The 13,541-nt window shown below is 48.8% G+C and carries 14 protein-coding genes; 4 read left to right on the plus strand and 10 right to left on the minus strand.

The annotated features are described in order from the left end of the window. Nucleotides 1-47: 47 nt before the first annotated feature. From OIK42_RS14090 to OIK42_RS14115, 6 genes are read right to left on the minus strand one after another with little or no spacing between them, the layout of a single operon-like run. Complete coding sequence (locus OIK42_RS14090) at nucleotides 48-902, minus strand: class III extradiol dioxygenase subunit beta (protein WP_273641665.1); 855 nt, start codon at nucleotides 900-902, stop codon at nucleotides 48-50. After that, nucleotides 895-1,290: a protocatechuate 4,5-dioxygenase subunit alpha gene (ligA, locus tag OIK42_RS14095; protein WP_273641666.1), complete on the minus strand. Its 396-nt coding sequence runs from the start codon at nucleotides 1,288-1,290 to the stop codon at nucleotides 895-897. The genes OIK42_RS14090 and ligA overlap by 8 nt, the downstream gene beginning before the upstream one ends. Before the next feature lie 16 nt (nucleotides 1,291-1,306). Further along, nucleotides 1,307-2,197 carry an amidohydrolase family protein gene (locus OIK42_RS14100; protein ID WP_273641667.1) on the minus strand — a complete coding sequence of 297 codons (891 nt, stop codon included), beginning with the start codon at nucleotides 2,195-2,197 and terminating at the stop codon, nucleotides 1,307-1,309. After that, nucleotides 2,194-3,213 (minus strand): amidohydrolase family protein, encoded by a 1,020-nt coding sequence (locus tag OIK42_RS14105; RefSeq protein ID WP_273641668.1) that lies wholly within the window; start codon nucleotides 3,211-3,213, stop codon nucleotides 2,194-2,196. The genes OIK42_RS14100 and OIK42_RS14105 overlap by 4 nt, the downstream gene beginning before the upstream one ends. A gap of 40 nt (nucleotides 3,214-3,253) precedes the next feature. Then, nucleotides 3,254-4,336 carry a 4-oxalomesaconate tautomerase gene (locus tag OIK42_RS14110; RefSeq protein ID WP_273641669.1) on the minus strand — a complete coding sequence of 361 codons (1,083 nt, stop codon included), beginning with the start codon at nucleotides 4,334-4,336 and terminating at the stop codon, nucleotides 3,254-3,256. Further along, nucleotides 4,337-5,026: a 4-carboxy-4-hydroxy-2-oxoadipate aldolase/oxaloacetate decarboxylase gene (locus OIK42_RS14115; RefSeq protein ID WP_273641670.1), complete on the minus strand. Its 690-nt coding sequence runs from the start codon at nucleotides 5,024-5,026 to the stop codon at nucleotides 4,337-4,339. It abuts the gene before it with no gap. Between the two features lie 129 nt (nucleotides 5,027-5,155). Between OIK42_RS14115 and OIK42_RS14120 the strand changes: the two genes are divergently transcribed. Further along, on the plus strand, nucleotides 5,156-6,370 hold the full coding sequence (locus OIK42_RS14120) for a LysR family transcriptional regulator (RefSeq protein ID WP_273641671.1): 1,215 nt from the start codon (nucleotides 5,156-5,158) through the stop codon (nucleotides 6,368-6,370). Here OIK42_RS14120 and OIK42_RS14125 read toward each other — a convergent pair. After that, nucleotides 6,358-7,254: a helix-turn-helix domain-containing protein gene (locus OIK42_RS14125; RefSeq protein WP_273641672.1), complete on the minus strand. Its 897-nt coding sequence runs from the start codon at nucleotides 7,252-7,254 to the stop codon at nucleotides 6,358-6,360. The genes OIK42_RS14120 and OIK42_RS14125 overlap by 13 nt on opposite strands. A 114-nt stretch (nucleotides 7,255-7,368) precedes the next feature. Here OIK42_RS14125 and pobA point away from each other — a divergent pair, with 114 nt between their 5' ends. Further along, complete coding sequence (pobA, locus tag OIK42_RS14130; RefSeq protein WP_273641673.1) at nucleotides 7,369-8,580, plus strand: 4-hydroxybenzoate 3-monooxygenase; 1,212 nt, start codon at nucleotides 7,369-7,371, stop codon at nucleotides 8,578-8,580. Nucleotides 8,581-8,695: 115 nt separating this feature from the next. On the opposite strand, the gene OIK42_RS14135 is transcribed toward pobA, so the two are convergent. Then, nucleotides 8,696-8,821 (minus strand): hypothetical protein, encoded by a 126-nt coding sequence (locus OIK42_RS14135; RefSeq protein ID WP_273641674.1) that lies wholly within the window; start codon nucleotides 8,819-8,821, stop codon nucleotides 8,696-8,698. A 284-nt stretch (nucleotides 8,822-9,105) separates the two neighbouring features. Here OIK42_RS14135 and OIK42_RS14140 point away from each other — a divergent pair, with 284 nt between their 5' ends. Then, nucleotides 9,106-10,314, plus strand: a complete 1,209-nt coding sequence (locus OIK42_RS14140) for an MFS transporter (RefSeq protein ID WP_273641675.1) — start codon at nucleotides 9,106-9,108, stop codon at nucleotides 10,312-10,314. 373 nt (nucleotides 10,315-10,687) lie between these two features. On the opposite strand, the gene OIK42_RS14145 is transcribed toward OIK42_RS14140, so the two are convergent. Continuing rightward, on the minus strand, nucleotides 10,688-11,686 hold the full coding sequence (locus OIK42_RS14145; RefSeq protein ID WP_273641676.1) for a fatty acid desaturase: 999 nt from the start codon (nucleotides 11,684-11,686) through the stop codon (nucleotides 10,688-10,690). 352 nt (nucleotides 11,687-12,038) lie between these two features. On the opposite strand from OIK42_RS14145, the gene OIK42_RS14150 reads away from it, so the two are divergent. Further along, nucleotides 12,039-12,431: a hypothetical protein gene (locus tag OIK42_RS14150; protein WP_273641677.1), complete on the plus strand. Its 393-nt coding sequence runs from the start codon at nucleotides 12,039-12,041 to the stop codon at nucleotides 12,429-12,431. A gap of 85 nt (nucleotides 12,432-12,516) precedes the next feature. Here the strand turns inward: OIK42_RS14150 and OIK42_RS14155 are convergent, their stop codons facing one another. Next, complete coding sequence (locus tag OIK42_RS14155) at nucleotides 12,517-13,506, minus strand: metal-dependent hydrolase (RefSeq protein ID WP_273641678.1); 990 nt, start codon at nucleotides 13,504-13,506, stop codon at nucleotides 12,517-12,519. Nucleotides 13,507-13,541 lie beyond the last annotated feature (35 nt).

Here is a 13,541-nt window from a genome sequence, read left to right on the forward strand (position 1 = left end):
CTAGCTAAAAATCACGGTGAGTGACAGCAGCCAACAACGCTGTAGTGTCAAGGATGCGGGGTATCGTCGTTTTCTAAGATAAGATGACCCACAGCAGTATTGGATGCCGGCACATGGTAAAACCGTTTTTTCAGGTTCACCTTGTCGTTCAGTGCGCCACGCATAATCAGCCACATGACCAGTTCAACGCCTTCAGAACCAGCAAGGTTGAGATAGTCAAAATGCGGCATTTTGGCGAGATTTTCAGGGTCATCCACCAGGCTGTCGAGAAAGTCATTATCAAATTCTTCGTTTATTAAACCGGCACGTGGCCCCTGGAGCTGGTGGCTCATGCCGCCCGTTCCCCAGATTTGCACATTCAAATCTTCATCAAAGCTTTCGACGGCTTTGCGGATGGCCTTACCTAATGCATAGCAGCGTTGGCCCGACGGGGCCGGATATAAAACCACGTTGACCGCTAATGGAATGATTTTGCAAGGCCAGGCCTCAGGCTGGCCAAACATTAGCGACAGGGGCACGGTTAAACCGTGATCAACATCCATTTTATTGATAATGGTTAAATCGAAATCCTGTTGGATGACCGATTGCGCGATGTGCGAGGCCAGTTCCGGATAACCGATAACCGGCGGCACCGGCCGCGGGCCCCAGCCTTCATCCGCTGGTGCAAAAGACGGTGCACAGCCAAGGGCAAAGGTAGGAATAATGTTCATATCAAATGCAGAGGCATGGTCGTTATACACCAGAATAACCACATCTGGTTTTTGTTGCCTGATCCATTCTTTACCAAAGTCGTAACCGGCAAACAGCGGTTGCCAGTAGGGATCCTGGGTTTTACCGTTATCGATGGCGGCACCAATGGCCGGCACGTGAGAGGTCGCCACGCCAGCGTTAATTTTAGCCATTTTTTTCTCCGGGTAAGGTGTTGTTGGCATCGGGTTTACGCCCTCCTGCCAGCATCATTTGTGCGTAATCGGGTTGACTCATGCCAGTCATGGTAGAGGCTGCGTCCTGAAAGCTAATGCCATCACAGGAAAAGATCTTGGCAAGAAAATAGATATTGCCGCCGGTTGCCATCATACGGTTGTAATCGCGATCTATCACTGCCTGCTTCTGCTCTTCGGTCATTTCCCATTCATCTAAATAGGCGCGCTCGTTGGCTTTAAATCGCTTGCGGTTTTCTGCCTTCATCAGTGACATGCAAAACTGATTCAGGTGATAACCCAGCCGCCCCATTTCTGCATCAAAAATAGTGGTGCCCGGGATATGTTTATAAGGTTTATCTAAGGACATAGTTTTTCCTTATTGTTTAAGACCAATACAAACGCATTGGATTATCAATCAACAACTTGCGCTGCAACTCAACCGTTGGGGCAAAAAGAGGGATCATATCCACCAATTGACCATCATCCGGCATATGGGTTTTCATATTCGGGTGCGGCCAGTCAGTACCCCACAGCACGCGATCCGGAAACTGCTCAACCACGGTTCGCGCAAAAGGTATAACATCCTGGTAGTGCTGCGTGGGCCCCGCCAGCGATATCCGCTCCGGGCAGCTGACCTTCGACCAGAAGTGCTCATTGTCGCGCATGAGTTGTAAAAACAACTTAAATTCCGGGCCATCAACTGGTTTAGACACATCCGGACGGCCCATATGATCCACCACGACCGTCGTCGGCAGGGAGGTAAAAAAGTCGTACAGCTCAGGCAGTTCCTGCCCCTCAAAATAAATGACGATATGCCAGTTAAGTTCTTTAATGCGATCGGCAATACGTGTTAAAGCATCAAAGGGCAGGGCATCCACCAAACGTTTTACAAAGTTGAAGCGTACGCCACGCACGCCAGCCTGGTGTAAGGCTTCCAGCTCGGCATCGCTAACGCTTTCTTTTACGGTTGCCACACCGCGCGCCATGCCACTGGAGTGATTGAGCGCATCAACCAGGGCGCGATTATCGGCGCCATGACAGGTTGCCTGCACAATCACATTGCGGCTAAAGCCTAAATAGTCGCGCAGTGCCCACAACTGATCTTTTGAGGCGTCACAGGGGGTGTATTTGCGTTCTGGTGCAAAGGGGAACTGAGCACCGGGGCCAAAGACATGGCAATGGGCATCCACGGCGCCCGCGGGTAGCGTATAGTTGGGCTTAGACGGCGACGGATGCCAGTCGAGCCAGTCAGCGTCTTTGACAAAATTGCTCATAACCCCATTCCTTTTAACTTTTTATCCAAACCCGGATAAACACGGCGCGCATTACCTGAGTATACCTTGAGCCGGTCGGCATCAGATAACTTCAAAGCATCAACATAACGCTTGGTGTCGTCAAAATACTGGCCGGTTTCAGGATCAATACCGCGCACAGCGCCAATCATTTCAGAGCCAAACAAGATGTTGTCGATGTCGATCACTTCAAACAACAGATCAATGCCCGGTTGATGATACACACAGGTATCAAAGTATACATTGCGCATCACATGTTCGCGTAACGGCGGCTGTTTGAGCATATCTGCCAAACCGCGATAACGTCCCCAGTGATAGGGCACGGCACCGCCGCCATGAGGAATAATAAAGCGCAGATCAGGGAAGTCTTTAAACAGATTCCCCTGTAAAAACTGCATAAAGGCGGTGGTGTCGGCATTCATGTAATGGGCCCCGGTAGCATGGAAGTTCGGGTTACAGGAGCCGGAAACATGGATCATGGCCGGCACATCCAGTTCCACCATTTTTTCATAAAAGGGATACCAGCTAGGATCGGTGAGCGGCGCAGACGTCCAGTGACCCCCCGAGGGGTCCGGGTTAAGATTACAGCCAACAAATCCCAGTTCGTTCACGCAGCGCTCCAGTTCGGCAATGGAGTGCGAAATAGGCACGCCGACAGACTGGGGTAACTGGCAAACGCCAATAAATTGCTTTGGATACAGATCCACGACCCGGGCGATTAAATCATTGCAGGCGGACGTCCATTGCTGTGATACGGCTTCGTCACCAATATGGTGGGCCATGGCCGAAGCGCGCGGCGAGAAAATGGTCATATCCGAGCCACGTTCAATGAGCAACCTGAGTTGGTTTTTCTCAATACTGTCGCGAATTTGATCGTCGCTAATATGCGGTACTTCCGGCAGCGCCTTACCCGCTTTATAGGCCTGGATTTGTGCTTCCCTGAACAACTGCAGTGGTTCAGGGGCGGTGGTGTAATGACCGTGACAATCAATGATCATCGGCTTTTCCTCTTAACTGAAATAGGCAAAATACGCGATACTATTCTTCGGCTAGCATGGCATCGCCGCGCATTAATAAACGTGCGGTACGTAACAGCGCCGCACGATGGACCTTAAAATGGTTAAGATCAGCACTGTTGCTGACCTCCATTTCCACCGTAAACTGTCCGGTAGGGTGTTCAACAATGATATCCATTGCACCATCAGCAATGTGCTTAGTTAACATGTCACTGGCGACGGTGCCCTGTAGCACACACGCAGTGGCAACACTGACCGAGCCGAGCACGCCAATGGCTTCATGCACCCGGTGCGGAATAAAAGTTCTGGTGTTCAGTAAGCCGCCCTTTAACGGCGGCGAAATTAAACTCATTTTGGGTACGGTTTTGTTGCTGACATCGCCTAAATTCATCCGCTTGCCGGCCTCGAGACGGATAGCCTCAACCCGGCTGCGCAAGGCCTGATTGTCTTCAAGCTCAGCCGGGCTCTCAGCGCCGGTTAAACCAAAATCCTCGGCGCGTAACAATACGACCGGCATGCCGTTATCAATACAGGTCACTCTGGTATCCTGTATGCAGTCACTGCTATTACCGGTGGGGAACAAACTGCCGCAACTGGAGCCGGCTATATCTAAAAAATCAATCAGTATGGGTGCACTGTTGCCCGGCACACCATCAATCTGTGCATTTCCCTGGTAGGTCACTTTACCTTGTGGTGTTTGCACACGGGCCACGGCAATGGCGGCGGTATTCACCATATGAATACGCACATCGGTGCTCTCTTGCTGAGCGGTAACTAACCCTTGTTCAATCGCAAACGGGCCAACCCCGGCAAGAATGTTGCCGCAGTTTTGCGCATCGCTGACCTCGGCTTTATCTACCACTACCTGCAAAAATAAATAATCAATATCAGCGTCGTCACGGGATGAGGGGCTGACAATGGCCACTTTACTGGTTAACGGATGCGCGCCACCTAAACCGTCGATCTGACGCATATCCGGTGACCCCATGAGTCTTAACAACCACTGATCGCGTAGCTGTGTGTCCCGGGGCAAATCCGAAGCCAGGAAATACAGGCCCTTGGATGTGCCGCCACGCATAATGGAACACGGGATGGCCTGTTGCATTTACCCTTCCTCGCCCTGCTTAACATACACCAGCCCTTTTTCGGCCAGGCGCTCCCGCATATTGTAAATATCCAAACCGAGCTCTCCGTTTTCGAACCGAACACGTTTGGACTCTTCATTGGCAATGCGTTGCTCTACTTTAGTCATGACACTGTCAGCTTCGTCGCGTTTAACCACAACTACGCCGTCATCGTCGGCGACAATAATATCGCCGGGACAAATAGCGGCGCCGGCACACACCACAGGCACATTAACGTTGGCGATGGTCTCTTTAACGCAGCCCTGGGCGAACACCGCTTTAGACCATACCGGGAAGTTCATTTCGGTTAACGTAGCGGTATCTCTTACACCACCTTCGATAATTAACCCTAATACCCCGCGGGCTTTTAATGAGGTAGCAAGTAAGTCGCCAAAAAAGCCGTCAACACTGGGGCTGGTGGGTTTAACGACTAATACGTCGCCAGGCTGGCATTGCTCCACGGCAACATGGATCATCCAGTTATCACCAGGAGCGACCTCACAGGTTACCGCTGGTCCGGCAATTTTAGCGCCACGATAAATTGGGCGCATGTAATGTGCTAACAAGCCTTTGCGGCCCTGCGCTTCATGCACAGTAGCAACTTCAGCTCCCTGGTAGCTGGCAACAGTTTCTGAACTGGGACGGGCAATATCGGTAACACAAACAGCCATAATTCATCTCGATGTGGATTTTGATATTAAGAGTATGCGCCAGTTTGCGTTATTTATATCTTTAGAAAACTGCCATAAGTCATTAGAATTTTCTATAATGTGTAAATTAATGGGCTTGGTGGCAGAGAGATGGAAACTGTAAATCTGAACATTCGACATTTGCTTTGTGCTTTAAAAATTATGGAGTGCGGGGCGTTGAGTCAGGCTGCCCAAGAGATTCATTTAACGCAGTCAGCCCTTACTCAGGGTATTAATAAGTTGGAGTCTCAGCTTCAGTGTTGCTTGTTTGAGCGGTCCCATGCCGGTATGCAGGTTACCGATATTGGGCATGCTTTTTTACATCGCGTAAAGCGTGCTTTTGCGCACTTAGAAGATTTCAGTGGTATTTTATTTGCTCACGACAAACTGCAGCGCAGTGCGTTTATTCGCGCCGTTAGCAGCCGTCAGCTGCGTGCGCTGATCCATATTGTGCAATTGCAAAGTTATACCGCGGCGGCGCAATTTTTGGGGTTGTCGCAACCTACATTGCATAAAACCATTAAGGATCTCGAGCAGCTTTGCCAGCAGAGTCTGTTGTCACGTTCGCCCACTGGCGTAGAGCCAGGCTGGCGGGCAAAACAATTACGTCGTTATGGCAGTTTATTTTTTGCTGAGTTACAGCAAGGCATCGATGAAATCCGCGAGGTTAACGGGCAAATGAACGGTTCGCTGCGGGTGGGGAGTTTGCCCCTGGCCCGCACTGAGATTGTGCCATTGGCCGTTCTTAAGCTAAATGATGAGTTTCCTGATGCCAGCATTTCGATTATCGATGGCCCGTATGGTGAACAATATCATAGCCTGCTGCATGGTCAGCTGGATATGATTGTCGGCGCATTGAGACCCTTGCACACCCAGCAGGATACGCAACAAATTCACCTGTTTGATGATCAGCTCAGTATCGTTGTCAGGGCTGACCATCCGTTAGCCAGTCGCCAAACGATCTCCGCGGCGGAATTACAGCAGCTAGAGTGGGTGGCGCCGGCGAAAAGCACCCCGGCCCGCAATGTCTTTAGCCAGATATTCAGTCGCCGGGGGCTGACTCCCCCCTCGCATGTTATCGAATGCAGTTCGCTGGTGGCGGTAAGGGGTATATTGTTAAATAGTCAGCGCGCCGCTCTGCTACCTGCCCGTCAGGTAGAAGTGGAAGTCCGTGCGGGGTTGCTGGCAGTCTGCCCTATGGCGCTGACCGGTACCGACAGGGTGATTGGTTTAACCCTGAGAAAAAGCTGGCGGCCAACCAAAATGCAAAGCCGCTTCCTGGAGATTCTTCAACAAACTAAAGAAGCAACAAATCAGTTCATTTGACCTTGTTGGCGGAATGCGCCAGCGGTACACCCCACCATTTTTTTAAAGAAGCGACTAAAGTACGCCGGATCGCTAAAACCTAGCACGTCAGCAATCTCCTCGGCACTTTGCTTGGTGTATATCAGCCGGCGTTTTGCTTCGATGACCAGGCGCTGGTGAATAATGGCTTTAGGCGAGTTATTTAATAACGTCTGACACAAGCGGTTTAGCTTGGAGACTGAAATATGCAGTTTATGAGCGTAATCTTTGACCGCCAGATGCTGGCAATAATGTTGCTCTATTAACTTGCGGAAATTAAGCAGAATGTCGGACTCGTGACTCACCTGACTTAGCGTCATCGCATGTAACCGTTGTTGTCGCAAAATGGTCAGTAAAATCATCTGCAGTAAATGGGTTACGGCTACATTTTGCGCTAGTTCGTCAGCGCTCAATTCATGCTTTAACAGGTTAATATACGTGCAGAACTGTTGTATTTGCTGTGGATCTTTGAACTCAACGGTTTGTGCCTGCCAGACTAACTCCGTCAACGGATTAGCCAGGTTGTTATCACCAAGGCTGAGTAACGCTTCATTTATCGACAATACAAAGCCCTGGGTATCAGGCGTAAAATGAAAACCATGCACTACGCCGGCAGGGATTATTACCAGCCAGTTGCCCGCTAAATGGTATTGCTTGTCGTCCAGCTCAACCGACCACTGACTATTAAATACCACCACTACCTGAGATAACCTGTTGTGTCGGTGTGGAGCGATTTCCCAGCCTAAACCGCGGCTTCGGTAGGCAATATCCTCGACATACACCAGATTAGGCTGCTGACGAATAAAGGCTTCACCATACAAATCGTAAAAAGGAATTACCTTATCTTCAGCGCCTGAGCTTTGCATAAAACACCTGACCCGTTGTGACGTAAAAGTACAATAATATAGTTCAGTTTTGAATTATACGCACCAAATTTTGCGGGCATTATGTGTTGGTCTCAAAATAAGGTTGGGTAAAAAATGCAATCAATTAACACAAAAGTTGCAATTGTGGGTGGCGGTCCATCGGGCTTGTTATTAGGTCAGTTACTGGCAAAACAGGGTATCGATAACATCATCATCGAACGGGTTTCCAGTGATTATGTACTGGGTCGAATTCGCGCTGGGATCCTTGAACAAGGATCGGTTGACCTCTTGCATGAAGCCGGCGTCAATGAGCGAATGGATAAAGAAGGCCATGTGCATGAAGGTTTCGATATCGCGTATTACGGTAAACGTTATCGCATCGATATAAATAAACTGACCAATGGCAAAACGGTAATGTGTTACGGCCAGACCGAGGTCACACGGGACCTGATGGAAGCCAGGGCCGCAAAAGGATTAACCACCTATTACCAGTCCAGCGATGTGGAACTGCACGAGCTGAAAACGGATCAGCCCTACGTGACGTTTAAACATAACGACGAGGTGTATAAGCTCAATTGTGACTATATTGCGGGTTGCGATGGGTTCCACGGTGTGTCCCGTAAAAGTATACCCGCAGACCAACGCACCGAATTTGAGCGAGTCTACCCCTTTGGCTGGTTAGGGGTACTCAGTGATACACCGCCGGTCAGTGATGAACTCATTTACGCTAAAACCAAGCGTGGCTTTGCATTGGCCAGTATGCGGTCGGCAACGCGTTCGCGGTATTATTTGCAGGTACCGCTGAGTGACAAAGTGGAAAACTGGAGTGACGAGGCGTTTTGGCAGGAACTAAAAATGCGCTTACCGGCTGATGCGGCAGAGAAGCTCGTTACCGGCCCGAGTATAGAAAAAAGTATCGCACCGCTGCGCAGCTTTGTTTGCGAGCCTATGCAGTATGGCAGATTGTTTTTGGTCGGTGACGCAGCCCATATCGTGCCTCCTACTGGCGCAAAAGGTCTGAATTTAGCGGCGTCGGATGTCTCGACCTTATTCAGATTATTATTGAAGGTGTATAACGAAGACGATCAGGATGCCGTTTCACGATATTCGGAAATAGCATTACGACGCGTATGGCAAACCGAGCGGTTCTCCTGGTGGATGTCGAATATGCTGCACGAATTTAAAGACGATCCGGTAAATATTCAGGATGCAAAAATCTTCGAACGCTTTATGAAATCAGAACTGGACTTTTACCTTAATCATGAGGAAGGTCAGAAAGTTATCGCTATGCAGTATGTGGGTCTGCCTTACGAAGAGGTTTTATAGTGCTAAGTAGTTCAGAACTCCATTGCCCAATGTAACACCCGTCTAAACGTTTTTGGCGGCGCTTGATTTCGGCTTGGGTGTCGCGTAGTTCGTTATGTTTCGTAGCGTTGGGGCCTTACATCTTAACTCTGGCATAAAGACCGTGCGTCATCACGTCGAGATGTTTGGCAACGTTTGCAACACAATGACCACGATCAACAACCACTTTATTGCATTCTTCGGTGGAGTCGTTTTTGCTCATGAGCATCTTTTATAGCGATCCCTGCGGGTAGCGTCCCAGCCCCAGAAACTCAGGGGATTGCCTTGCAAAAATGAGCGCGGTGAGATTCAGCGAAGGTCAGTAAAAACTAGTGCCTATTGCTTAGTCATGGCACATGTTACTGCCAAACCATCAGCTATGTAGATAGGTACTATCAGATTAATTAATTGTATTTTATTTACTATATTGTTACATAGTGCTTACAAAGGTTGGGCGAGATATTGTTCCTTGGCAGGCCATTAGTCAAAGTTACTCGGGAAATTTGTATGAACATCAAAGATTCAGAATCGGGCTTAGGTGCTACACAAAGCAGTGCATCTTTTAAACATGGCGTTATTCTTGTTTTGGCCGCGGTTATGCCTGCTATGGCGATCATTTCACTTGTGCCGGTACTGCCTTTGCTTCTGCAAGAATTTGCGCAGGTTCAAGGTTCAGAGTTTCTGGTGCCCATCGCCCTCACAATCCCTGCTTTGTGCGTCGCCGTTTTTTCTCCTATGGCTGGCTGGGTATCAGACAAGATCGGTAGAAAATCTGTGTTGTTCTTTGCACTTCTGACGTACGCAGTAATCGGATTATTACCTTTTTTTCTGACCGATCTGATTCATATTATCGTTGCACGGGTTGTGTTGGGTATTGCTGAAGCCGCTATCATGACCGTTGCTACAGCGATGATTGGCGACTACTTCGTAGGTAAAACGCGCGAACGATGGGTCGCAATTCAAATTGCCAGCGTTAGTTTAAGTGCAATCATCTTAATAGCGATTGGTGGCGCACTCGGCGAAGTACTTGGCTCACGAGGTCCATTCTTGCTTTATTTGTTAGCATTACCCATTGCGTTTTTTGTTGCCTTTGTATTATTTGAACCGAAAAAGAATGCTCTCAATTCAGCGTTGCAACACGCTCAGCTACCTTGGCTACGCATATTGCCGTTAATGTTTACCACCTTGTTTGTAGGTATTATTTTCTACACGATCATCGTAAAAATGGGCGAGATACTTGCCTTAGCCTCCGCGGTATCACCTGCAGTAATAGGGGGAATTGGCGCGGCTGCAAATATTGGCGTTGCAACAGGTTCATTTGTGTTCAGAGCTTTCAAAGGAGCCTCTGGCCAGACATTGGTTGGGATGGGTTTATTATTAGCGGCGATGGGATACTGTGGTGCCAGCCTTTCCAGCTCGCTAACATTTACCAGTATTGCGTTGGTTATTGCCTGCTTAGGATTCGGTATATTGCTGCCTGCTATGCTGACCTGGATACTTAAGGAATTGCCGGAGAAAGTGCGTGGTCGCGGCACTGGTTTATGGACAGGTGCATTCTTCTTAGGTCAATTTGCTGCACCGATTGTTGTTACTGCACTGCAGAGTCAGCTGGGGGGCTTAAGTACAGTACTACTCCTGATTGCTGGGTTATCTGCGGCCGGATCAGTGCTGGCGCTGGTTAAAGCCAGGGGAGCGCAGGGACTGGTAACTCAATAATTGTCAGTCATGACGGCAAAAACGTTCAACCGTAGTCTTTGTTAAAGTCTTTGTTAAAACCTGGGCTGGCTCACCCGCCGCGTTCCTTGTGGTGAAGGTGACGCGTCAGCGGCGATTTTGTCCCGGCTGTGGCGCCAGACGTATGACTGAGAGTGCAACATTACAGGTCGATGATGTGCTACATACCTAGATGACAGTGTTAGTACAGAAATGGCAGGTATGTTAGCTTTTTTCAGTGCAAGCCCTGGTAACAGACCTGGGTGACTTATGTGATCAAAAAATTGGGTTATAGGCCTTTCCAGTGTGTTGCCGCCAGGCAGACGCCACCGGCGCAAGCTTTGCCATTCCTATGTTTGCAAAAACCAGTGCTTATCTACACCGGATACGCATTGGCGTTTCTTAAACTTTCAAAGTCATTAAACTTGACGCCTTGTTGCTTTAACACCTCATTAATGTTCTTGCTAATCCACTGGCGAATGTAAAAAGGCTGGTTGGGAAAAAAGTGGTGTATGGTGTGTGTTTTGCCAAAGTTGAAACAAAATAACTGAAACGGCAAAAACCATTTGCTGGTAATCACATGTGTTTGCTGATGAACATTGGTCACGCCGCCATAATAGTGCATGGAGGATGTCACAAAATTCAGTGATGATGAGCGCACAATGTTTGGCAAAATCAGCACTACCATTAAAAATTCGAATACCTGCACAACCGGCAACATGGCCGCAGGTATGTGCTCTGCCATGGGCGTGAACAGGTTCAGCGTGTGGTAAATGATCATGCTGTACAGCACCACAAAGTAAGCGGTAGTAACGGGGAACCCGGCGTTAAACACGGTAGCAAAGCTAAAGCCTTTAATTTCCTCTTTATACACTTTGCGAAACAACAGCAGGCCGGCTAAACCATCAACAATCACTAACAGCCTTTTAATGGGGTTTTTAACACCGTTGCCCACCAGTCGCTCTTCGAGATCCTGTGGGGTGCCTGAATGCTGGTGGTGATGCAGGTGAATTTTTCTTCTGTACCAGGGGTTCACGGTATTTGGCCGCATTATCCACACAATTAACATCATCAGGTTGTGCATAAATGGCGAGCTTTTAAAATACTGACGATGAATGAGATCATGCTCCAGCTCATGAGAAATCGAGGCAACCACGGCAATGCTCAGTATCGTTAACCACGCGGGGATAACGGCAAAATAATACAACGCGCCCAGGGCAATCATGCTACTTAAAGACAGCACGAGCACCAGCATGCCTAATGTGTTTTGAAACGCTAAAAAACCATATTTGCTGCGCAGCATTGCCTCTTCGGTTTTAATCGCTTTCACGATAACCTTGATTTGTTCTCTGCTTTTTAATAACTGCTGATTCACTATCTACAAGCCTTTTAACTGCACCGTTTTATAATACCGTGTTTACCGCGCATTTCGAGCAGAAAATGGAATGAGTACGCTGCGCTGACAGCTTAAAAAAGTCACATCTATAAGGGTTAGTCAGGCCTGACCGGTAAAGTTGTGCTACAAAAATGCTGCGGCGTTTGCTTACTTTGCGTGTTTAAAACCCCGATTTCCCGCCCTGAGTACAGCTACATTCTTCGCGTCTTCAAGCTACATTAAATAGTGTAGCAGGAAGGTATTGGTTTCGTTGTTTACCTCCATTAAATAAAATATAACTATCAGGCGAGTTACCTGTATTTAAGCTGGTGCAGGTTGTAAGGAGACGGTCATGAATAACCGCATCATCTATTTAGTATTATTTGTCATCTCTGTATTGGTGTCGTTAACAGTAAAAATGCAGCGCGAAGCGCTTTGGGGTATCGCCGCCAGTCTGGATATTATTCTGGGCTCCATGCTCAGTTATAGCTATGTGATAGGGTTGGTGGCCTGTTACGTCACTTTTGCCAACACTATGACCACGGCAAAGCTCAACAAAGCGGTGCTTGGTATCTCTTGCGGGGCGCTGCTATATGAAGTTAATCAGGCGTTTATCGACACCATGCATTTTGATTGGAACGATGTTATCGCAACCATACTGGCTTATTTAACGCTTACCCTGATTCAGTTTTTAAGGCCTGTAAATGCAGAAGCTGACCAGCCATCGGTAATGCATTCACATTAAGCTGGTTTGCGTTGGCCGCTATCCGGATGATGTCTTAGTTACTGAAAAGGCACAGGCGCTCACATGCCCGTTATGCAGCGTGTATTTATTCAAACAGCATATCCCAGGGCACTATATTGTCGCCCTCGCGCTTGGTATTACGGTACTGAACGTGCTGGTTTGGGCTCGCGGGGTTGAGGGTAATATGCCACAACGAATGGTGTGAATCAGGCGCTATGGCGTAGCGTAAATCGCCGATGGTGTGGGTGGTGCCCGGCTCAACCACCAGCCAGTTATCGGTAAACCAGCGAAACCGCTCTACATCCTGGTATTGCGTGCTATCAGGGCTAATCGACGGAAAGTCGCTGGCGATATCAAGCGGCTTTATTGGCTCGCCAGGGTACACCCGCGGGGCGGAAAACAGCGGCAGTGCAATGGCATTAACGTAATAGTTGCCGTTGTGTTCATACAGCGTTCGCCACACAAACACGTTGCCGAGGGTGGGCATGGCTCTTACCCTTGCTATGGTATGACTGGCATCCCCCGCAATCTGCTCAACCTCGCTGATAGCGCGCTGGTGTTGAAACACCGAAAAACCAAAGTACAGTGCAACCAGTGCACTGGTGCTATACAGCCAGTTTTTACGTTGAGTAATACAGCTTGCAATCACAACAACCAGCAGTGGCAAGGTGATGAGCGGATCAATAATACTGGTAATGTCCCATGCTACCCGGTAATCGCTAAAGGGCCACAGCAACTGAGTGCCGTAAGAGGTACAGGCATCCAGGGCACCGTGCGTGGCGTAACCTGCCGTCGCCAGTAACCATACTTCTTTTAATGACTGCTTGCGGTAAAACAGCAGCCACAAAAACACTGCTACGAGCAATCCGCCAACCGGAATAAACGCCAGAGAATGGGTGAACTGACGGTGCATCTCAAGCGCAAAAAGCGGATCCTCGCTGGAACGAAATACAATGTCTAAGTCAGGGGCCATACCGCCAATAGCACCCATGACTGCGGCGCGCCTGACGCCGGGCTTTTTTGCCACAAACAACGCAGCCGTTGCACCAACTACGCCCTGGGTTACCGGGTCCATGAATTATTCTCGTGTCATTAAGGCTGAAAGTCAGC

Source organism: Alteromonas gilva (assembly GCF_028595265.1).
Classification (GTDB): domain Bacteria; phylum Pseudomonadota; class Gammaproteobacteria; order Enterobacterales; family Alteromonadaceae; genus Alteromonas; species Alteromonas gilva.